20 protein-coding genes are annotated in these 20,440 nt (G+C 52.5%); 8 read left to right on the forward strand and 12 right to left on the reverse strand.

Annotation, left to right across the window (positions count from 1 at the left end):
* The first annotated feature begins 213 nt into the window (after window positions 1–213).
* From ABRZ28_RS11645 to phoH, 3 genes are all read left to right on the forward strand, one after another.
* Window positions 214–936 carry an RNA polymerase sigma factor FliA gene (locus ABRZ28_RS11645; RefSeq protein ID WP_319602847.1) on the forward strand — a complete coding sequence of 241 codons (723 nt, stop codon included), beginning with the start codon at window positions 214–216 and terminating at the stop codon, window positions 934–936.
* Window positions 937–988: 52 nt separating this feature from the next.
* Window positions 989–1,501: a flagella biosynthesis regulatory protein FliZ gene (fliZ, locus tag ABRZ28_RS11650; RefSeq protein ID WP_319602846.1), complete on the forward strand. Its 513-nt coding sequence runs from the start codon at window positions 989–991 to the stop codon at window positions 1,499–1,501.
* A gap of 622 nt (window positions 1,502–2,123) precedes the next feature.
* Entirely contained in the window at window positions 2,124–2,912 is a 789-nt protein-coding gene (gene phoH, locus ABRZ28_RS11655) for a phosphate starvation-inducible protein PhoH (RefSeq protein ID WP_319602845.1), read from the forward strand.
* Window positions 2,913–2,981: 69 nt separating this feature from the next.
* Here phoH and rplY read toward each other — a convergent pair whose 3' ends face one another.
* The 3 genes from rplY to ABRZ28_RS11670 all read right to left on the reverse strand — a co-directional run bounded on the left by rplY (window position 2,982) and on the right by ABRZ28_RS11670 (window position 5,407).
* On the reverse strand, window positions 2,982–3,266 hold the full coding sequence (gene rplY, locus ABRZ28_RS11660; protein WP_319602844.1) for a 50S ribosomal protein L25: 285 nt from the start codon (window positions 3,264–3,266) through the stop codon (window positions 2,982–2,984).
* Between the two features lie 136 nt (window positions 3,267–3,402).
* A complete protein-coding gene (gene radD, locus ABRZ28_RS11665) occupies window positions 3,403–5,163 on the reverse strand; it encodes a DNA repair helicase RadD (protein WP_330520326.1) in 1,761 nt (586 codons plus the stop codon).
* A gap of 4 nt (window positions 5,164–5,167) precedes the next feature.
* A complete protein-coding gene (locus ABRZ28_RS11670) occupies window positions 5,168–5,407 on the reverse strand; it encodes a YecH family metal-binding protein (protein WP_319602842.1) in 240 nt (79 codons plus the stop codon).
* 335 nt (window positions 5,408–5,742) lie between these two features.
* Between ABRZ28_RS11670 and rsuA the strand changes: the two genes are divergently transcribed.
* From rsuA to ABRZ28_RS11685, 3 genes are all read left to right on the forward strand, one after another.
* Entirely contained in the window at window positions 5,743–6,441 is a 699-nt protein-coding gene (rsuA, locus tag ABRZ28_RS11675) for a 16S rRNA pseudouridine(516) synthase RsuA (RefSeq protein WP_319602841.1), read from the forward strand.
* Window positions 6,442–6,456: 15 nt separating this feature from the next.
* The gene (locus tag ABRZ28_RS11680; protein ID WP_319602840.1) at window positions 6,457–7,647 is read left to right on the forward strand and encodes a Bcr/CflA family multidrug efflux MFS transporter; all 1,191 of its coding nucleotides are present in this window, start codon (window positions 6,457–6,459) and stop codon (window positions 7,645–7,647) included.
* A gap of 516 nt (window positions 7,648–8,163) precedes the next feature.
* On the forward strand, window positions 8,164–8,508 hold the full coding sequence (locus ABRZ28_RS11685; RefSeq protein ID WP_319602839.1) for a YejG family protein: 345 nt from the start codon (window positions 8,164–8,166) through the stop codon (window positions 8,506–8,508).
* Between the two features lie 109 nt (window positions 8,509–8,617).
* On the opposite strand, the gene yejF is transcribed toward ABRZ28_RS11685, so the two are convergent.
* From yejF to ABRZ28_RS11720, 7 genes are all read right to left on the reverse strand, one after another.
* The gene (yejF, locus tag ABRZ28_RS11690; protein WP_330520327.1) at window positions 8,618–10,210 is read right to left on the reverse strand and encodes a microcin C ABC transporter ATP-binding protein YejF; all 1,593 of its coding nucleotides are present in this window, start codon (window positions 10,208–10,210) and stop codon (window positions 8,618–8,620) included.
* A gap of 1 nt (window position 10,211) precedes the next feature.
* Window positions 10,212–11,237, reverse strand: a complete 1,026-nt coding sequence (locus tag ABRZ28_RS11695; protein WP_319602837.1) for an ABC transporter permease — start codon at window positions 11,235–11,237, stop codon at window positions 10,212–10,214.
* Complete coding sequence (locus ABRZ28_RS11700) at window positions 11,234–12,331, reverse strand: microcin C ABC transporter permease YejB (protein ID WP_319602836.1); 1,098 nt, start codon at window positions 12,329–12,331, stop codon at window positions 11,234–11,236. The genes ABRZ28_RS11695 and ABRZ28_RS11700 overlap by 4 nt, the downstream gene beginning before the upstream one ends.
* 14 nt (window positions 12,332–12,345) lie before the next feature.
* Window positions 12,346–14,154 carry an extracellular solute-binding protein gene (locus tag ABRZ28_RS11705; protein ID WP_330520328.1) on the reverse strand — a complete coding sequence of 603 codons (1,809 nt, stop codon included), beginning with the start codon at window positions 14,152–14,154 and terminating at the stop codon, window positions 12,346–12,348.
* A 424-nt stretch (window positions 14,155–14,578) separates the two neighbouring features.
* Window positions 14,579–15,163, reverse strand: a complete 585-nt coding sequence (gene mepS / locus ABRZ28_RS11710) for a bifunctional murein DD-endopeptidase/murein LD-carboxypeptidase (RefSeq protein ID WP_319602834.1) — start codon at window positions 15,161–15,163, stop codon at window positions 14,579–14,581.
* Between the two features lie 431 nt (window positions 15,164–15,594).
* A complete protein-coding gene (locus tag ABRZ28_RS11715; protein WP_330520329.1) occupies window positions 15,595–16,311 on the reverse strand; it encodes a phosphatase PAP2 family protein in 717 nt (238 codons plus the stop codon).
* Window positions 16,312–16,353: 42 nt separating this feature from the next.
* On the reverse strand, window positions 16,354–17,340 hold the full coding sequence (locus ABRZ28_RS11720; protein WP_330520388.1) for a CobW family GTP-binding protein: 987 nt from the start codon (window positions 17,338–17,340) through the stop codon (window positions 16,354–16,356).
* Between the two features lie 150 nt (window positions 17,341–17,490).
* Here ABRZ28_RS11720 and ABRZ28_RS11725 point away from each other — a divergent pair, with 150 nt between their 5' ends.
* Window positions 17,491–17,814, forward strand: coding sequence for a YmdA family protein (locus tag ABRZ28_RS11725; protein ID WP_319602832.1), 324 nt, complete (start codon window positions 17,491–17,493; stop codon window positions 17,812–17,814).
* Window positions 17,815–17,882: 68 nt separating this feature from the next.
* Here the strand turns inward: ABRZ28_RS11725 and yeiP are convergent, their stop codons facing one another.
* Entirely contained in the window at window positions 17,883–18,455 is a 573-nt protein-coding gene (gene yeiP / locus ABRZ28_RS11730) for an elongation factor P-like protein YeiP (RefSeq protein WP_249246346.1), read from the reverse strand.
* 204 nt (window positions 18,456–18,659) lie between these two features.
* On the opposite strand from yeiP, the gene ABRZ28_RS11735 reads away from it, so the two are divergent.
* Window positions 18,660–18,941 (forward strand): YkgJ family cysteine cluster protein, encoded by a 282-nt coding sequence (locus tag ABRZ28_RS11735; protein WP_319602952.1) that lies wholly within the window; start codon window positions 18,660–18,662, stop codon window positions 18,939–18,941.
* On the opposite strand, the gene ABRZ28_RS11740 is transcribed toward ABRZ28_RS11735, so the two are convergent.
* Window positions 18,928–20,106 carry a sugar efflux transporter gene (locus tag ABRZ28_RS11740; protein ID WP_330520330.1) on the reverse strand — a complete coding sequence of 393 codons (1,179 nt, stop codon included), beginning with the start codon at window positions 20,104–20,106 and terminating at the stop codon, window positions 18,928–18,930. The genes ABRZ28_RS11735 and ABRZ28_RS11740 overlap by 14 nt on opposite strands.
* Window positions 20,107–20,440 lie beyond the last annotated feature (334 nt).

A 20,440-nucleotide genomic window follows, 5' to 3' on the forward strand; every position in this document is an offset into this window, starting at 1 on the left:
AACGACTCCGTTCGCGGGCGTCGTATCTTCACCACAGGGAAGCCGCTCCATCGCATCAATAAACAGGGCGGACGATATACGCCGCCTTTCACCATCCGATATGTTTCTCGTATCTTAAATAACCCCTCTTTTACATCCCTATTCAGGCAATTGGCTACCCTCATCAAAAGCATAATAGTGTCGATAACATAATTATCGTAGGTATTTGTCACTGTGAGCGATCTGTATACCGCCGAAGGCACAATGGATAAAAGCGCGTTGTGGAAGCGCTATGTCCCTTTAGTCCGCCATGAAGCTTTACGGCTACAGGTTCGTCTCCCCGCGAGCGTCGAACTCGACGATCTGTTGCAGGCCGGTGGTATCGGCTTGCTTAGCGCCGTCGAACGTTATGATTCGCTGCAAGGTACGGCGTTTACCACCTATGCCGTGCAACGTATTCGGGGCGCGATGCTGGATGAGTTACGCAGCCGCGATTGGGCCCCACGCAGCGTGCGGCGTAATGCGCGGGAAGTGGCACAAGCGATGCAACAGGCTGAACAGCAGCTTGGCCGTGCTCCAACAGAGCCGGAGGTTGCGCAATTCCTGAATATTACGCTGGAAGAATATCGTCAGATATTGCTGGATACCAATAATAGCCAGCTTTTTTCTTACGATGAATGGCGTGAAGAACATGGCGATAGCGCGGAAGCGTTGTTGGAAGGCAGTGAAGACGCCAATCCCTTGCATCAACTGATGGAGGGTAATTTACGCCATCGGGTGATGGAGGCGATAGAAAACCTGCCTGAGCGCGAGAAGCTGGTGTTAACGCTTTACTATCAGGAAGAGCTGAATTTAAAAGAGATCGGCGCGGTTCTGGAAGTAGGGGAGTCACGGGTCAGTCAGTTGCATAGCCAGGCGATAAAGCGTCTGCGCGTCAAATTAATGAATGATGTTTAATTTAACCGCGTGGGAATAATGTTATCTCAGTATATTGTCATGGAATGGATTCATGCTTCAATCAACTCGGAAGAAACAACGCCTCAGTCGTTATCTGAAAGATTTCAAACATAAGCAAACCCATTGCTCTCACTGTAATAGAGAACTGGATCGCGTGTCGCTGGCATATCGCCATCAGTTGGTTAATAAAAAATCGATGAGTTTTATCGATAGCCTGATTGATGACGAAACATGGCAGCGTCTGCAACAGGATCTGATTCCGCTGTGCCGTTTCTGTAGCGAAATAATATGCAATACGCATACGATCTATTTTGATATTAAAGCCTTTACTCAATATCTGATCGATCAGACGGAAGTCAGACATAGTACGATGCGTGAGTATGTCATTCGCTTGCGTCGGCTGGATGAATTGCTGGCGGCGAAAAATTATCCAAAGGAAGATTTTGTCAGCGATAACATACAGCAGCATATTTATGATTATCTGCCCGATATAGAATCCGATACCTATAGAAGCGCGCTGCGCAAATATGGCCAGTATCTGGATTGGCATAAATATTATCGATAATCAGCCATTTAATGGTGGTCATCTCCTTGATTTTCCTGCTAATGGCCGAACGGCGGGGCTTTCTCCGTCGGTCGCGCCGGGGGAGCGGTATAATAACGCTGTCGTATCAACTTCGCGAAATAAACGCATTTCAGCCATATGTAAATGTTATGGCAGTGTAAAAAAAACTTGCAAAGTGGGCGCAAAGTATTGCACTGTCATACTACTGAAATCATTCGGCACTAATTTTTAGTCAGATGATTAACAGTGGTTCTTAATACGGTCAATCATTATTCATTGGAATAGTTGTTGTCACAGTGAGGAACGCGGATGGTAGTGTCCTGTTTGGGACTAAATAGTCAAAAGCGAAATGCTGGTTTGCTGACTCGCCGAAGCGAGGGATGTCCCCGCCGCCCATTTTCTACACTGTGTCATTCATCGTTAACCTCATTTTCTCTTCTTGTCCGTCCGGTCTGTTTACGCCCCGTCCATTATTCCGCCAACCGGTTTTTATATGAAGCCGGCCTGTACGTTATCTATTCTGTTCGTCATCGGCTTAATAAGGAAGCCAACCTCGTTTGTGAGTGAAACGTCACGCGCTGCCAGGCAGTGCGGTAAGTGAAACAAACTGTAAGGTGCCACTATGGGAAGACAAAAAGCAGTGATCAAAGCACGTCGTGAAGCGAAACGCGTTATTCGGCGCGAGTCGCGCAGTCATCGTCAGCGTGAGGAAGAATCGGTCACTTCTCTGGTTCAAATGGGTGGGATTGAATCGATAGGGATGGCGCGGGAAAACCGCGATACCTCCGTTATTGAAGCCAGAACCACCGCCCAGGAGCATTACTTGTCTGCAATAGAGAATAAACAGTTAATCTTTGCCACCGGCGAAGCAGGGTGCGGCAAAACGTTTCTGAGTGCGGCCAAAGCGGCGGAAGCGCTTATTCATAAAGAGGTTGATCGTATTATCGTGACCAGGCCGGTATTACAGGCCGATGAAGATTTAGGCTTTTTACCCGGAGATATCGCCGAGAAGTTTGCGCCTTATTTCCGCCCGGTGTATGACGTGCTGCTACGGCGATTAGGCGCATCGTTCATGCAGTATTGTTTACGACCGGAAATCGCCAAAGTGGAAATCGCGCCGTTTGCTTATATGCGCGGTCGGACGTTTGAAAATGCGGTCGTGATTCTGGATGAAGCTCAGAACGTAACGGTTAACCAGATGAAGATGTTTCTTACCCGTCTGGGGGAAAATGTGACGGTAATCGTGAATGGCGATGTCACCCAGTGCGATCTGCCTTCAGGGGTTAAATCCGGATTGCGTGACGCGCTGGAGCGTTTTACGGAGGATGATATGATCGGCGTCGTATCTTTCGGTAAACAAGACTGCGTACGTTCGGAATTGTGTCAGCGCACGCTTAATGCGTATGGCTGATATTTAACAAAAAACGCCGCATAAGCGGCGTTTTTCTTTCCGGCGTCCCGGATTAACTCCAACGCGGGATTAAGCGCGAACGAAGTCAATATGAGTCAGTTTCGGCTTGAACGGGTGACGCTGTACAGCCTGAACCTTGACTTTGGTTTCTTTTCCATCGACAGACAGAATCACAACTTCACCGTAGAAACCTTCTTTCAGTTCCTGGTTTTTAACGCTGTCGTGATCCAGTTCGATAGCAACCGGCGCTTCCGCTCCACCATAAACGATGGCTGGGAATTTACCAGCGCGACGCAGGCGGCGGCTCGCACCCTTACCCTGATCTTTACGTGCTTCTGCTTTGATAGTAATCATTTTTTACTCTACTTAAGATAAGTAATCCTGCTACAGGCGACCCAGCAGCAAGTTGGGTTATTCAGCTTTTGCGGTACAAAAGCGGGCTGAATTCTAGCGGAATATGGCTCTGCGGGCAAATAAAACCGCGAATTACTTAACCCCGCAGCTCGTTCGCCCGGCGAAAGCGGCCCTGATAATCGAATATTTTTTCCCGTATCTGCCAGAATTTCCCCTGACGCCGGGCGACGACAAAATCGGGCGCGCGCAGCAGCTGTTGCTGGGCCAGAATATCCGCGGCCTGTCGCCAGTTGAAGGGAACGCCCGGCGCCCGCTGGTGGATACGCAAGAAGTTAAACTGAAACACATGGCGCTGTGCGGGCGTATGCAGGCGAAAGCGTTCGCTGACGTCCGCGCCATCTTCATCATAATAGGTGATATTGAGCCATTCTCCTTTGGCATCCCCGCCTGAGGTCAGACTCATGCCGCTACAGCGCAGCACCAGCGCGTCTTTCAGCTTCAACGCCGCTTTCAGCATGTCATCGGGATCGACCAGCACGTTTTCACACTGGTGACAACGACGGGCGGCAATGTCGTTTTCCGCGCCGCAGTGAGGGCAGGTTTTGAAACGAAAGCGAAAGTCGCATTGCCGGCGCTGGCCGTTGTCCAACGTTTCCCATCCCTGACAGCGTCGGCCGTAATGCTCGATCACGCTGCCGTCCTCCGTGGTTTTCCCCCAAAACAGATTGGCGAAACCGCATTGCGGGCAAAAAATCTGCACCGGCTGGCTGTCGCGATGGGGCTTGCTGTGGCCGACCTCAGGAGTATAGAGATCGTGGGGGTTTCCGGCGTAATCCAGAATCAGACAGGAGGTTTTGCCCGGAAACAAACGTAAACCGCGGCCGACGATTTGTTGATACAGGCTGACGGATTCCGTCGGGCGCAAGATGGCGATCAGGTCGACATGCGGGGCATCAAATCCGGTGGTCAGTACCGCAACGTTAACCAGGTAATGCAACTTTTGCTGTTTGAAAGCCTCGATCAGCGCGTCACGCTCCGCCGAAGGGGTATCGGCACTGACCAGCGCCGCCTGGCCTTCAGGCAGCAACTGATGAATTTCACGGGCATGTTCAACCGTGGCGGCGAAGATCATCACGCCACGGCGCGTCTGAGCGTAGTCGACTATCTGGCTGACGATGTGCGGCGTAATCCGCTGCTGATGTTTTAACTCATGATTCAGCTCCGACTCGCTGAACAAGCCGTTACTTCTGGCCGCCAGCTTGCTGAAGTCATATTTGACGATCGGCATATCCAGCCGTTCGGGCGGCACCAGAAATCCATGCTTGATCATGTAGCGCAGCGGCAGTTCATAGATACAGTCGCGAAACAGGCTGTTCTCATCACCGCGCATCATACCGTGATAGTGATATTGATAAATCCAGCCTTTTCCCAGACGGTAAGGGGTGGCGGTCAGACCCAACAACCGCAGTTGAGGATTGGTTTGCCGCAAGTGCTGGATGATTTGCTGATATTGGCTGTCGTCGTCGTCGCTGATGCGATGGCATTCGTCGATGATCAGCAAGGAAAAGGATTGTTCGAACCGATCAAGATTGCGCGCGACGGACTGTACGCTGCCAAATACCACTTTCCCCTGACTTTGCCGTTGCTGTAGTCCGGCGGCAAAGATGTCCGCATCCAGCCCCCAGGCGCAGTATTTGGCGTGATTTTGCGCCACCAGCTCTTTGACATGCGCCAATACCAGCACGCGACCGCGGGCGAGTTTGGCTAATTCGGCAATAACCAAACTTTTCCCGGCGCCCGTCGGTAAGACAATGACGGCCGGCTGGGAATGACGTCGAAAATAGTCGAGCGTGGCGGATACCGCCTCACGTTGGTAAGGCCGTAAGGTAAAGGGCATTGACTCAGTGCTGACAGATTTTACTGGCGCTGGTGGTGAAACCGGCCTCGGACGGAATAAATTTGCCGCGATCGGCCAGAAACTGAACCAGCGCCGCCGCTGTCATGTCGGTGGCCGAACAGGTATGGAAACGCGCCGCGCTGCCGAAACGTTTTTCAATAGCGGCAATCAATTGTTCAGTGGTAAAAGACTCGCCGGAGTCGATCATCATCTGCAAGACTTCATGACCGTGGATAGAAGACATGCCTTAACCCTCAAAAGAAATCATCGCCGTCTATTATGCCCCGTGATAATCGCCAACGCGAGTAACGCCGGCGCCATATTCGCAATTACTGTTGCAACATTCGTCACGAGCCGATCTTCCCCGTCGTTCCGCAGGCTTTCGCCCGCAGTGTGGCTGGCGAAAGCCTGCGGAACGACAAAAATTCGTGAATTCTAGGATGTCGACTAAAGCCCCGGTATACTGGGCTGCTCTGGCAGCGGTTCACGCTGCTCTTCTTCATCTTCATGAGTCTTGACGCGTTGGCGCCTGGTCCTGCGTGAGTCGGCTTCATGGTTTAAAAAGGCAGTTGGTCTTTAATGCGATTGGACAAATTTTTATCTCAGCAGTTGGCAATCAGCCGTTCGCTGGTGATTCATGAGTTGCGCGCGCAACGGGTGACCGTTGACGGCGAGGTGGTAAAAAGCGGTTCTTTTAAACTGTTGCCCGAGCATCAGGTGGCGTTTGATGGCAACCCGTTAGCGCAGCAGAATGGGCCGCGTTATTTTATGCTGAATAAACCGCAGGGTTATGTGTGTTCGACGGAAGATCCCGATCATCCGACCATCCTGTATTTTATGGATGTGCCGGTCGCGCATAAGCTGCATGCGGCGGGGCGGCTGGATATTGATACCACGGGGCTGGTGCTGTTGACTGACGACGGCCAGTGGTCGCATCGCATTACCTCCCCTAAACATCACTGCGAGAAGACGTATCTGGTGACGTTGGAGCAGCCTTTAAGCGACGATACCGCCGGGCAGTTTGCCGCCGGCGTGCAGCTGCATGGCGAGAAGCATTTAACCAAACCGGCGACGCTGGAGAAAATAACGGAATATCAGGTGCGTCTGACTATCAGCGAAGGGCGCTATCATCAGGTGAAAAGGATGTTTGCCGCGGTCGGTAACCGGGTCGTGCAGTTACATCGTGAGCGTATCGGCGCCATTTGTCTGGACAGCGAGTTAGCGCCGGGTGAATATCGGGCGCTAAGCAGTCAGGAAGTCGCGAGTATCGGGCGGTAACCAGGAGCCTCCTCTGTGCAACAGAACCAGCCTTCCTATATCGGGTTGATTTTTATCCTCGGCCTGATCTCGATGCTCATGCCGCTGGCGATTGATATGTATTTGCCGGCGTTGCCGACCATTGCGACGGAATTCGGCGTTGAGGCCGGCCGTGTCCAGATGACGCTCAGCGCGTATGTATTGGGCTTTTCTCTTGGTCAGATGTTCTATGGGCCGATGGCCGACAGCCTGGGGCGTAAACCGGTCATTCTGGGCGGGACGCTGATTTTCGCGATTGCGGGCGCGGCCTGTGCATTGGCGCAGAGTATCGATCAACTGATTTATATGCGCTTTCTGCACGGTATGGCGGCGGCTGCGGCGGCCGTGGTGATCAACGCCTTGATGCGTGATATGTTCACGAAAGATGATTTTTCCCGCATGATGTCGTTTGTCATACTGGTGATGACCGTGGCGCCGCTGGTCGCGCCGATTTTAGGCGGCGCGCTGTTGGTGTGGTTTAGCTGGCATGCGATTTTCTGGGCAATGTCGGGCGCCGCCTTATTGGCGACGGCGCTGGTCTTCTTCTTTATCCAGGAAACGCTGCCGCCGGCAAGGCGACAAAAGTTCCATTTGCGAACGACGGTCGGTAATTTTGTCAGTCTTTTTCGCCACAAGCGGGTTTTTAGCTACATGGTGGCCGGGGGACTCTCTTTCTGCGGCATGTTTTCTTTCCTCAGCGCCGGGCCGTTTGTCTATATCAATCTGCACGGCGTTTCCCCGCAGAATTTTGGTTATTACTTTGCTCTGAACATTGTTTTCCTGGTTCTGATGACGTTATTCAACAGCCGAAATGTCCGGCGTCTGGGGGCGGTCATTCTGTTTCGCATCGGGTTGACGATCCAGTTTTCGATGGGAATATTTCTGCTGCTGGTGTGCGCATTTGATCTGGGTTTTCCCGCGTTGGTGCTTGGCGTCGCCATCTTTGTCGGTTGTACGGCCATGGTGGGATCCAATGCGATGGCGGTGATTCTGGATGAGTTTCCTCATATGGCGGGGACCGCGTCGTCGTTGGCGGGGACGCTGCGTTTCGGTTTTGGCGCGATAACCGGGAGTATTCTATCGATGATGGCGTTTACCAGCGCCTGGCCGATGGCCATTTCCATGGCGGTATGTTCAATGGGCGCGCTTCTGGCATACCTGTACGCCAGCCGACCGGGTAAAGCCTGATATCCGCGACGGCGGGTTTCCTCATGTGAAAGCAATATTTCCGTAACGCTGCGTCGCCAGTGAAAGCCGGCGGCGGCATCGAAATAACCAGACATCTCGCCACTCCGCCGCCGAACTCACTGAGCGCGATGATTGATGCGCATATTTGTTCTATTCATGTAAAATATATAAAACAAAAGTGAATAAAAGGAGAGAAATGGGTTGAGATATTACATGAAAAGAGTTACATATAGCCTGATAAAGAATAGTAATTTATGACCGTCCCGACATTAATTGTTCTTATATACCCACCGTTATCGTGGTGCGGCAAGGCGTCTGATTCTTCAGGAACGAATTTGATCGGCCAACGCGCCGGCAGAATTCAGGAGACGGGGATTTATCACGGCAGATAGCGATGAGTCACCGTATGGCTTTTTTTCGCTAGAAAAGTGGTAAAAGCGCGGGCGTTGGGGCTACTATGGTAAATGTTATTTTTTTGTGAATTCACAGTAAAGATTAACCTGAAGGAAAACAGTAGTGAATAGTTTCCAACTTTCGGTAGTGCATCGTTTGCCGCAAAGTTACCGCTGGTTATCGGGGTTTGCAGGTATAAACGTTGAGCCCATTCCGCTGAGTGGCAGGGATGAGGACAATAATCTGATTGGTTTGAAATTATTGAGCCATGACGGTGATGATGCATGGCAGGTCATGCGCCAATTGAACCAATCTTTGAATGAGATTCAGGTCGAGAGTTCTGTTTTGGAGTGGGAAGGCGAACCTTGCCTGTTTCTACACCGTAATGATGAAAGCACCGCCATGTGCCGTTTAAAGAATATCGGCGTAGCGATTGCCGAGCCGGTTTCCGCACAATATCCGTTTTAAGCAGCAACGCCGATGCCGACGTTGCCGCGCTTTCCTATGCATGTTGCAAATCATTGAGCAAATCGATAACGGCCGATTGGTCAAGTTATGATGCAATTTCTTTTTATTTTCAATGAGATAACTGCAATAACTCTTGCGTATACGCCTGCGATGGATGCGTAAACACGGTCTGACAATCCCCTTGCTCCACCACTTCGCCCTGTCTTAATACAATCACCTGATGGCATAACGCCCGCACCACCTGGAGATCGTGACTGATAAACAAGTAAGCCAGTTGGTGCTTTTGTTGCAGCGATTTCAACAATGCCAGGATCTGCGCCTGCACCGTTCTGTCCAATGACGATGTCGGCTCATCGAGGATAAGCAGTTCGGGTTGCAGAATCAGCGCTCGGGCAATCGCAATACGCTGGCGTTGTCCGCCTGAGAATTCGGACGGATAACGATGGCGAGTGGCCGGATCCAATCCCACTTCCTGCATCGCTTCAATCACGCGTTGCTCTCGCGCCTGAGGCGTCAATTTCTGATGTACGGTCAGCCCTTCGGCGATAATCTGCTCGGCATTCAGGCGTGGATTCAACGCCGAGTTGGGATCCTGGAACACCACCTGGATCCGGCGGCGGAAGGGCAACATCTGCTTGCGGGTAAATTCATGCAAGGGTTGGTTATCGAACCAGATTTCGCCGCGTGAACGCAGTAGACGCAACAGCGCCAGGCCGGTAGTGCTTTTCCCTGAACCCGACTCGCCGACTAAACCCAGACTTTCACCGCGACGCAGGCTAAAGCTGATGTTTTTAACCACCTGTTTTTCATCGACGGCGCGTTGCAGCAACCCGCGTTTGACCGGGAAGGCGATCTGTAATTGTTCAACGCGCAAAAGGGGCCGGGTATCGCTGGTGAGCGGTATCGGCTCGCCGGCGGGTTCGGCATCCAGCAACTGACGCGTATAAGGATGCTGCGGCGCGTGGAATAATTGGGCGCAGGTGTTGTATTCCACGCGTTGGCCGGACTTCATGACGGCAACGTTATCCGCCAGCCGGCGCACAATATTCAGGTTGTGCGTGATGAACAGCAGGCTCATGCCTAATTCCTGTTTCAGTTCATCCAACAGCGTCAGTATTTGCGCCTGTACGGTAACATCCAGCGCGGTGGTGGGTTCATCGGCGATCAGCAGGTCGGGTTGCGTCAGCAGCGCCATAGCAATCATTACCCGCTGGCGCTCTCCGCCGGAAAGCTGGTGGGGGAAATCCTTCAACCGGCTTTTTGCCTGCCGAATGCCCACGCGATCCAGACAGGCGACAACCTCGCTGCGGGCGACGTCATTATGCATGCCGCGGTGCAGCGCCAGCACTTCAATCAGCTGTTTTTCGATGCTTTGCAACGGATTGAGCGACACCATCGGTTCCTGAAAAATCATCGCGATGCGATCGCCGCGGATCTGACGCAGCGTTTTTTCATCCGCATGCAGCAGCGATTGACCGGCAAACAGGATATCGCCCTGTGGATAGACAACGGGGGGCGACGGCAACAAGCGCAGGATGGAGAGGGCGGTCACGCTTTTTCCCGAGCCCGATTCCCCCACCAGCGCCAGCGTTTCGCCCGCATTAACGGCAAGCGAGATTTGGTCGACGACCCGCTGTTCGCTCTCTCCGCTGCGAAAGGCGATGCTGAGGTTTTCAATTTGTAGTAATGGTGAAGTTGTCATATTAATGCGCCTTGCTGGGGTCAAAGGCGTCGCGCACCGCTTCGCCGATAAAAATAAGTAAAGACAGCACAATAGAGAGCACCATAAATACGGTAATGCCCAACCAGGGAGCCTGGAGGTTATTTTTCCCTTCCAGCAGTAACGTTCCTAACGAGGGCGACCCCATGGGTAAACCAAATCCCAGGAAGTCCAGCGAAGTCAGCGTGGTGATGGATCCGCAGAGAATAAACGGCAGGTAGGTCAGGGTCGCGACCATCGCATTGGGCAGCATGCAGCGGTACATAATCGCCCGATCGCTGACGCCCATCGCCTGCGCCGCGCGGATATAGTCAAAATTGCGGGTGCGCAGAAACTCGGCCCGCACCACCCCTACCAGACTCATCCAGCCGAATAGCACCGTGATGCCCAGCAGCCACCAGAAATCGGGCTGGATCACGCTGGAAAGCAGAATAATCAGAAACAGGGTCGGCATCCCGGACCAGACCTCAATAAAGCGTTGGCCCCATAGATCCAGCCGGCCGCCGTAATAGCCCTGCGTGGCGCCGACGGTAATGCCGATCAGGCTGGAAATTATCGTCAGCGCCAGGCCGAACAGCATGGATATGCGGAATCCGTACATGACCTGGGCCACGACGTCTTTCCCCTGGCTGTCGGTTCCCAGCAGGTTTTGCCATGACGGCGGCGAGGGGAAAGAGACGGTGGTTGCGTAATTTATGCTGTCATAGCTATAGCGAATCATCGGCCATAAGGCCCAGCCGTGGCTGTCGATGCGCTGGGCGATGTAGGGATCGCGAAAATCGGCGGAGGTGTCGAATTGACCGCCGAATGTCTGCTCGCTGTAGTCGACGATGAACGGCGTGTAGAAGCGGTCGTCATATTTCACCAACAGCGGTTTATCATTCGCAATCAGTTCGGAAAAGAGCGTGACGACAAATAGCGCCAGGAAAATCCACAGCGACCAGTAGCCACGGCGGTTGCTTTTAAAGCGCGCCCAGCGCGCCTGATTAATCGGGCTTAATCGGCTCATTGGCGTCCCTCGAAATCAATACGCGGGTCAACCAGCGTATAGGTCATATCGCTGATGATATTCAGCAACAGACCGATCAGCGTAAAAATATACAGCGTGCCGAACATCACCGGATAGTCGCGTTGCAATGTGGCGTCATAGCCTAGAAGCCCCAAACCGTTCAGCGAAAACATCACTTCGATCAATAGCGAGCCGGTAAAGAACATGCTGATAAAGGTGGCGGGGAAGCCGGCAATCACCAATAGCATGGCGTTGCGAAACACATGACGGTAGAGAATGCTTTTTTCATCCAGCCCCTTGGCGCGGGCCGTCACCACATACTGCTTGCGGATTTCATCCATAAACGAGTTTTTCGTCAGCATGGTCAAGGTGGCGAAACCGCCAATCACCGTAGCGAACACCGGCAAGGCGATGTGCCACAGATAATCGGTGATTTTTTGGTACCAGGGCAAGGTATCAAAATTGCTGGATACCAACCCGCGCAGCGGGAACCAGTCCAGATAACTGCCGCCGGCAAACACCACAATAAGCAAAATGGCGAACAGAAAGGCGGGAATGGCGTAGCCGATGATAATCAGCGTACTGCTCCAGGTATCAAAGGCGGTGCCGTTTTTAACCGCTTTTTTGATCCCCAGCGGGATGGAAACCAGATAGATAATCAGCGTGCTCCATAATCCCAGCGAGATGGAAACCGGCATACTTTCCTTGACCAACTGTATGACGGAAGAGCCCCGGAACAGGCTATCGCCGAAGTCGAAACGCGCATAGTCCCACAGCAGTTTGAAATAGCGTTCGTGGATGGGTTTATCAAAACCGTAGCGTTTGGTGATCTCCTCAATCACCTCAGGGTCCAACCCGCGGGCGCCGCGATAGGTGTTCTCGATATTGGGCGCGCCTGCGCTGCCGGAACGGGCCATGCCCGCATCGAGACCGCCGCTGGCGGTATAGCCGCCGCCGTGTCCCATTTCGATATTGGCGATCGCCTGATCGACCGGCCCGCCGGGGGCGATTTGCACGATAAAGAAGTTAATGGTGATAATCGCCCACAGTGTCGGGATCACCAATAAAAGGCGGCGTAACAGGTAAGTTCCCACGTTGACTCCTTAACTTAACGTCGCTCTGCCGGCAGCGTGGCGGCCTGTTTAACATCGTACCACCAGCCGTCGAAACCCAGTGAATAGGCCGGACGCACCGCCGGCATGGCGAACTTGTTCCAGTAGGCGAAACGGTCATGATTGGAATACCACATCGGGATCATAAACTGATTCCAGGTCAGTACGCGGTCCAGCGCCCGTCCTAACGACAGCAAAGGGCCGGCCTGTCCCTGATGGGCGATGATTTGCTCAACCAGGGTATCGATCGCCGCATCCTGCACGCCGGAGGTATTGTAGGAGGAGTCGATATAATGTGAATGCCATTCCGTTTGCAAATTGGTGTTGGGGTAAATGTAGGCGCTATACAGCGTGGGGATCATATCGAAATCGCGTTTGCGCAGGCGGCTGTTAAACTGGGCGCTGTCGATATTGCGCACCGTCATGGTGATGCCCAGCTTTTTCAGATTTTGCTGGAAAGGCAGCACATACTGGGAATTTCCCGCACTCTGTAGCAACAGTTCAAAGGTAAACGGTTTTCCCGTGCGGCGGTTGATTAACTGCCGATCTTTCAGTTCCCAGCCGGCTTCATTGAGCAGCGCCAACGCCTTGAGCCAGTTTTCCCGGTCGTAGCCGCTGCCGTCGGATGACGGCGGCTGATAGCGCGGGCCGAACACCTCCGGCGGCACTTTCTCTTTCAACGGCGTCAGCCAGGCAAGTTCATCCGCGCTCGGTTCGCCTTTTGCGGCATAGACGGTATTTTGGAAATAGCTGTCGGGGCGTTGGTAAGCATTGTAATACAGCGCTTTGTTCATCCAGTTAAAATCAAACGCCAGCGTCAGCGCCTGGCGAACCCGGCGATCGCTGAAAATCGGGCGTTGGATATTGAACGCCAGCCAGCGCGTGTCCTGTGCGGACTGATTCTCCTGATCCTGCTTGATGATGTAGCCCCGGTTGAAGTTGCCGCCGTGATACTGCGTCGCCCAATGTTTTGGCGAGCCTTCGCTACGCAGATCGAAGGCGCCGGCTTTAAAGGCCTCCAGCGCGACGCTGTCATCCAGATAGTAGTCGTAGCGGATCTTATCGAAGTTGTACTGGCCTTTATTTACCGGCAGGTCGGCGCCCCAGTAATCCTGCACGCGCGAGTAGGTAACATATTGCCCGGTGCGATAGGCGGTAATGCGATAGGGGCCGCTGGCCAGCGGCGGGTAGGGCAATGGTTCGTTTAGCTTATGATTTTTCCAGAATTTCTCCGGCATAATCGGCAGCGAAAGCAGGCTGAACATGCGGTTTTTATCGGGGACGGGAAAATCAAAACGCACCGTCAGCGGCGCGACGGCTTTGGCCGTCACCCCTTTAAAGTAAATGCGAAACTGGGGGACGCCCTGCGTCATAAACATATTGTAGGTGAACGCAACATCGGCCGCGGTAATCGGCGTACCGTCATGAAAGCGAGCGCTGGGGTTGAGGTCGACTTCTATCCAGTGAAAATCAGCGTCATGGCGGGTGGATTGGGCGACTAACGGATAATAGCTGCCGGGCTCATCGTCGGAGCTGACGAACAGGGCGTCATAGAGCCGCTCGGTGCGGGCCGCTGCTACGCCGCGTAGAGCGTAACGGTTAAAGTTGTCAAAGGTGCCGAGCGCGCTGAGCGTGATGCTGCCGCCTTTCGGCGCATCGGGATTGACATAGTCAAAATGGCGAAAGTCCGCGCCGTATTTAGGTTCTCCTAAAATAGCGAAAGACGTGCTGTGTTCGATCGTTTCGGCATGCAGCCCCAGAGGCAGGGCGCAAAGTAATACGGCGGTAACGACGCTTTTCAACATCTTGACGGTAATCTCCTGCGGACCAACAAGGATTTATCGGATACCTGCATGCAGGCATGGTTTTCCAGAGCGGTTTGGGCGACATAAAGTTGTTGAAATAACAGACATTACCTCCCGTAAACGCGATTTTCCCTTTTTACCATGAATGGCAGCAATAAACCTACCATAATCACTGTCTTGCAAGTTGCAACCTCTGTAAGAAATTGTTTGGGAAATTTTAATTAAAAAACGTCGCTGGCGACGGCCCTCAGGGAGACCCCCAGAGATGGGGCGAATAAAAAAACGCCGGGAGCGTTTTTCAACGTCGCATGCGACGGCCCGCAGGGTGAGTCCCAGGGATGGGACGAATAAAAAAACGCCGCTTATTGCTAAGCGGCGTTTGCTGTCTCGTTTGGCATCGGGATACATCAGGGATGAAAATCGGTTAGCTGTTGGTTCCTTTACTCAGCACGCGACGGGCTTCCCGGTAGCGTTTTTTCCAATAGCTGTCATCCAGGTTGGAAATCATGACGCCGCTGCTGGTGGAGGCATGAACAAACTGTCCATTGCCGACATAGATGCCGACGTGGCGACCGGTTGAACCGGCGCGGAACAGCACCAGATCGCCGGGACTCAGCTTGGCGGGTTGCACCTTCTGACCGATTGCTTGCTGTTCGGAGGTTGAACGGGGCAAATCCATACCAAACTGTTCACGGAAAGTGCGTCGAACAAATGCGGAGCAATCAATGCCGCCTTTGCTGTCGCCGCCTAAGCGGTAACGTACGCCTTTCCAACTGGCATATTGGTTAAGTAATTTGGATTTGATATCCACGTTACGAACCAATGCTTCAAATTCATCCTGAGAGGCTTGCAGTAAAAGGCCGTCTTTATCATTAACTGCATGCATCTCAGTTTGTGGGTTTTGGTTGTTAGATACACTGTTGTTACTACATGCGGTAAGCGTCATCGCTATCGCAAAAGCAGGCAACGCCCGCCAGATATATCTCAGAATCGGTTGAGATTTGACCATTAGTGTTATGCTTCCTTGATGTCCTTAACGATAAATACCGTTATCAATGCCAAACGAAAACGAGATTCAGACTAAAACAGGGCTTGCGCTTCGCCAAACACTGAACAAAGAAAGTGTGTTGGAATGCACATTATTTTCCTTATGCCGCTAGCTTAAAGAGAGGCAAAAAGCAAACTTTACCGAGACTACCGTATTGATCGGCAGATTGCGAGCGGTTTTAACTATTTTATTTATAAGATTTAATGATGTGATTAGCAAAAAAGCGGCGATGTAAAAAATCTTAAGCGGAGGGCTTTTTCCTTTAAAAAATGTGTCGGAAAAAGGCGTGATGTCGGCAGTGCCATGACGGGGTTTTAGATAATAAGGGAAAAATTAGCGGGCGACGCCGACCGCTTAAGCGGCCGGCAAAAAGATCCGCAAGTTGGATAAGATTACGACGTTTTTTTCCGCGGGGAAAAACGGCCGGGTAAATAACGATGCAACAGATTGATTAATGTATCGCTGGCCGGCGTCAGCAGCAGCCAGCTCAATCCCACCAAAACGACGGAAAGCGAACCCACCGCAATATCAGTAAACCAGTGCGCGCCGATCATCACGCGCGGCAGTGCGAAAATAATCACGATTGCCACGGCAATGGCGAATGCGGTACGGCTAAAGTAGCGCAGCATAAATGCGGCGAACACCATCAGCATCATCCCGTGATCGCCCGGGAAGCTGTCTTTGGAGGCATCTTTCGCCGGAATATCGGTCAAGTCGCTCACCCGGTAAATATCATGAAAATAGAGGGTGGGGCTGGTATGCCGAACCGGCAATAGATGTCCCAGTTGATTTAAGACCAGGGCGCTGATCAGCATAACGATGCCGATAATCAGTAAACGCCGACGTTCGGGAGGCGCCGCCTTCAGATAAAATGACAGATACAACAATCCCATCACAATCAGCGCACAGGCATCAAATGCCCGCAGGTTGGCGATCGCCACCAGTTTCAGGAACAGCGTGCTTTGGGTTAGCTGATGATTAAAATAGAAGAAAATATGACGATCTAAACTAAACCAAAAGCCGTGATCCGGCGGTAAATACCAGGATAAAAAAAGTCCGATGCCTACTATGTTGAGCAGCAAAATAGATAAAGCGTTGCGCCAAGACATGAAACAAATCACTCAATATAACAATTAAACCAAACGACTATTCTATCCTATATTGGTTAAACGGGCCTTTAACAACACCGACTGTAGTTTATTCCACTCCGCAGGGGCGTCGTTGATGAGTTCAATACGGCTATCGTTCGGCGCGACGGCTTTCGTTTCGATACGCAGATCGGCCCCCTGGCGGTTGACGATCAGCGTGCCTTCTTTAATGCGCATAACGCCTTTGACCCGGCTGACCGGCGACAGGCGAACCCAGTCCAGCAGCGCCGCGGTATCAAAGATGGTTTCCGCGTTGAAAATCCAGCCGCAGGCGTGATAGCCCTGGCCCTGGTTTAATGATCGACGCCAGGGTTCATTGCCCGGTAGCCGCAGCGCAGCCAGACCTTGCGATGCGTTATGCTGATGGTGATGAGCGCCGTCGGGCAGTTCGCGTAGATTACGGCGAGGTTGATCCAGTAGCTGCCGATCGATTTGTCCCTGGCTGACCATCACTACCTGACGCGTATCGTTATTGTCCTGTCGCCACTTCTGCAACATGTCGCGATCCGCCTCAAGGTAGGTATCCTGCTTGTTGGCGACGATGATATCGGCGGCGGCCAGTTGGTCGCGGAAATTTTCATTTTCGGTAAAGCGTGATTCGCTGAGTTGACGCGCATCCAGCAGACATAATGTCGCCTGCAACGTCAGCCACGGTCGGTAACTTTCGCCCGTCAGCAGTGCGAGGATCTGCTTCGGATGGCCCAAACCGGTAGGTTCGATCAACAGGCGGTGCGGTTTTTTTTGCTGCAATAACATATTCAGGCCTACCTGCATGGGTAAACCGTTCACGCAGCACATACAGCCGCCGGGGATCTCTTTCAATACGGCGCCGCTGTCCGCCAGCAGTGCGCCGTCAATGCCGATTTCACCAAACTCGTTAACTAATACGGCCCAGACTTCATCTTCGGGTTTCTGAGCAAGAAGGTGACGGATGGTGGTGGTTTTCCCGCTGCCAAGAAATCCGGTGATGAGATTGATTTTGGTGAGCAACATAAACTCCTAATCGAAACATAGTTAGAAAACCAGTGTGGGCAGGCGCCGGTCTTGCTTATGTTACATCAGAAATAATATTGAATTAATTAATGTTCAGCCTACCTTTTGCCGATACCCGGATCGTATCCAGAAAAAACGGAGCGGTTTATGCGTAGATTAAAGCAATGGGCACTATTCAGCGGACTGACGCTGTGTTCGCTGGCGGCTGGGGCGACATCGGCATCAACCGGCGCTGCCGGGGGGATTATCCGATTTACCGGCGCAATCGTTGAAGGACCTTGCGTCGTCAGCACTAAACAGGCGGCAGTCGGCCTGTCTTGTCACCATGGCGGCAAGCAGGCTTCTTATCAATACAACGCGCGCTCTGCGAAAGCGTTCAGCAAGGGGTTACCTGAGTTTATTGATAATGCGCGACTGCAATGGATTAATCCTGAGCGGACGCAGAGCGTGCTGACGATTACCTATCTGTAATGAAGTGCCGACATGTTTACAAGCCACGACGCGAGGTCGCGCCCTGGCTTGTAACGCATATTTAGCGATTATTCAGCTCGTCCCATATAGCGACGTTCTGGAATATGAATGCGGATTTTTTCACCGGCGCTCAGATATTCCGGCACCTGGATAGTCAGACCGGTGGCCATCGTCGCCGGTTTGTTGCGGGCGCTGGCCGATGCGCCTTTGATGCCGGGCGCCGTGTCGACGATTTCCATATCCACCGTTTGCGGCAGTTCAAGCGCAATGATTTCGCCATCCCAGCTCAGTACCTGAATACCCGGCATGCCGCCTTCGGGAATGAACAGCAGTTCTTCTTCGATCTGATCTTTTTTGAAGTTGTATGGCGTGTAATCTTCATCATCCATAAAGACATACTCGTCGCCGTCAATATAAGAGAAGGTAACCGTCCGGCGCGTCAAGGAGATGGTGTCGAGAATATCATCGCCTTTAAAGCGTTCTTCAACCTTTAATCCGGTGCGCACGTCGGAAAAACGCATTTTATACAGCGTGCTGGCGCCGCGGGCGCTGGGACTCTGGATATCGATGTCCTTCACCAGCAGCAATTTGCCATTATAGTTAACGGCCATACCGCGTTTAATTTCGTTCGCTCTTGCCATAAAAATTACCTGTTATGAGGAGTGAGATTTTTGTGGCGACACGTTACTCGCGCCGCCGGATTCAGGCAAGCAGGATTTCATGCGGCGCGTATCGTTGTCAGCATTAATTGTCGATAACATGAACAAACGTTGGCGTGCGTCTTAATCGCTGTTATGGTGACGGACGATCTTTTCTTTCTTGCCAGCCCGCCGGAGAGCCTGCTGATGGACTGTCGTTCCGGTTGCGGCGCATGCTGCATCGCCCCATCAATCTCGACCCCGCTGCCGGGCATGCCGAATGGCAAACCGGCCAATACGCCATGTATTCATCTGGATGCGCACATGCGTTGCGGAATATTCGGTTCGCCGCTCAGACCGGCGGTTTGTTCAGGGCTTCAGGCGCGGGCGGATATGTGCTTTAGCCATCGTGACGAGGCGCTTGTTTACCTGGTCAAACTGGAGGCCGATACGGCGCCTGATAATGACCGCCGCGCTACGCGTCTTTAATTCGCCACATGCAGTATCCGGAACCGGCGATCATCATCAATGCGATAAAGAAGACGGCGTGATAATTCCAGATTTCCGCGACGATACCCGCCAGCGAACCGGAAATAATCCAGCCCACGCGGCTGGTATTGGTGAAAAGCGTGGTCGCCGCCCCTGCCTGACCGGGCATGAGATCCTGAAAATACAGCATGCCGATCCCGGCGAGAATGCCGATAAAAATCGCGTTCAGCAGTTGCATCGTCAGCAGGGCGATTTCGCTGTCGAGAAACAATAATCCGACATAAAACAGCAAGCCGGAGGCGATGGCCAGTCGCATCAGAAAGCGTTTGCCAAAACGTTTGGCGACATAACCCGCGATCAGCATGGCCGGGATTTCCAACCCGGCGGCGGTACCCATCATGATCCCCGCCAGTTTTTCCGGCAGATTAAGCTCGCGAACCAAATAGAGCGGCATGTTGATGATGTAAATGCCGTTGCACGCCCACATCAACGTACAGGCGGTGAACAACAGCAGCGTATCCCGTCGGTTGTTGCGCGGAGACTCCAGCGTGGCGGCGGTTTTGATCGCCTGTTTCGGCATGGACGGAAGAAAAATCCTGACCAGTATCCCGCAGAGCACAAATACCACGCCTGCAGTCAGATACATCGTGGTGAAGCCGAATCCCAGAGCCAGAGCAAAGGCGATCGGGGGGCCGATCACCCAGGAAAGCGAAATCTGGGCGCGTAATACGGAACTGAACATCGCGGCTTCGCGGCCGGTGCGATCGGCATGTTCCCGCGCCAGCGCGAATAGCTGGGGATTCGCCGTCGAGCCAAAACTGCTGAGCAGCACGCCGACAAACAGCAGAATAAAGTAGTTGCGATTCCAGGCGAATAAAACGCAGGCCAGCGCGCCAAGTAAACAGCACTGAAAAATCAGCGTCTTGCGGTCGCCTTGCCGGTCTGAGCGCGTCGCCAATATCTGGCTGACGATAATGCCGATGATCGCGCTGCCGGTATAAAACATGCCAACCAGAAACGGCCGCACCTGAACTTCATTCGAAAGAAAGAGACTGAGCGTCGGGAGTTGCAATGCGCCGGCAATCCCGGTCAGAAAAGCGATAACCAAGAACGCCGGCGAGGTCAGATCGGGCTGACGTCGGGCGGAGCTGACGGATGTGTGCATAGGGTGATGGCGCTTAAAAAGCAGACAAAAAGTGAAGTGGACGCGTCATACTACGCCGGTTTATAAAAAAACAGAAAAGCTGTTTTGATATTTTTCTTCAGCAGCGCTTCAGCTAAAGGCGATTTTTTATCTTACCAGGGCGTCGCCTGGCGACTAAAATGTGCGTGACGTCATAAATTCGTTACGACAATGATGCGGAATGCTTGCATAAATGACGTAATGGAAACAGACTCATTGAAACGTTTCAGCGATACTTTTTTTGAAACGCTTTTCTCAATAGACACATTTTTTCTCATAAAAGCTGAAACGATTCAACTTTCAGCAAGCGAGGAGA

Origin of the sequence: Brenneria sp. g21c3, assembly GCF_040240345.1 — a bacterium.
GTDB lineage: Bacteria > Pseudomonadota > Gammaproteobacteria > Enterobacterales > Enterobacteriaceae > Brenneria.

Bases quoted from the DNA above. Each gene is read 5' to 3' on its own strand.
- fliZ (WP_319602846.1), top strand. From the start codon at position 989: ATGCTTCAATCAACTCGGAAGAAACAACGCCTCAGTCGTTATCTGAAA.
- phoH (WP_319602845.1), top strand. From the start codon at position 2,124: ATGGGAAGACAAAAAGCAGTGATCAAAGCACGTCGTGAAGCGAAACGC.
- rplY (WP_319602844.1), bottom strand. From the start codon at position 3,266: ATGATTACTATCAAAGCAGAAGCACGTAAAGATCAGGGTAAGGGTGCG.
- radD (WP_330520326.1), bottom strand. From the start codon at position 5,163: ATGCCCTTTACCTTACGGCCTTACCAACGTGAGGCGGTATCCGCCACG.
- ABRZ28_RS11670 (WP_319602842.1), bottom strand. From the start codon at position 5,407: ATGTCTTCTATCCACGGTCATGAAGTCTTGCAGATGATGATCGACTCC.
- rsuA (WP_319602841.1), top strand. From the start codon at position 5,743: ATGCGATTGGACAAATTTTTATCTCAGCAGTTGGCAATCAGCCGTTCG.
- yejF (WP_330520327.1), bottom strand. From the start codon at position 10,210: ATGACAACTTCACCATTACTACAAATTGAAAACCTCAGCATCGCCTTT.
- ABRZ28_RS11695 (WP_319602837.1), bottom strand. From the start codon at position 11,237: ATGAGCCGATTAAGCCCGATTAATCAGGCGCGCTGGGCGCGCTTTAAA.
- ABRZ28_RS11705 (WP_330520328.1), bottom strand. From the start codon at position 14,154: ATGTTGAAAAGCGTCGTTACCGCCGTATTACTTTGCGCCCTGCCTCTG.
- mepS (WP_319602834.1), bottom strand. From the start codon at position 15,163: ATGGTCAAATCTCAACCGATTCTGAGATATATCTGGCGGGCGTTGCCT.
- ABRZ28_RS11715 (WP_330520329.1), bottom strand. From the start codon at position 16,311: ATGTCTTGGCGCAACGCTTTATCTATTTTGCTGCTCAACATAGTAGGC.
- ABRZ28_RS11725 (WP_319602832.1), top strand. From the start codon at position 17,491: ATGCGTAGATTAAAGCAATGGGCACTATTCAGCGGACTGACGCTGTGT.
- yeiP (WP_249246346.1), bottom strand. From the start codon at position 18,455: ATGGCAAGAGCGAACGAAATTAAACGCGGTATGGCCGTTAACTATAAT.
- ABRZ28_RS11735 (WP_319602952.1), top strand. From the start codon at position 18,660: ATGGACTGTCGTTCCGGTTGCGGCGCATGCTGCATCGCCCCATCAATC.
- ABRZ28_RS11740 (WP_330520330.1), bottom strand. From the start codon at position 20,106: ATGCACACATCCGTCAGCTCCGCCCGACGTCAGCCCGATCTGACCTCG.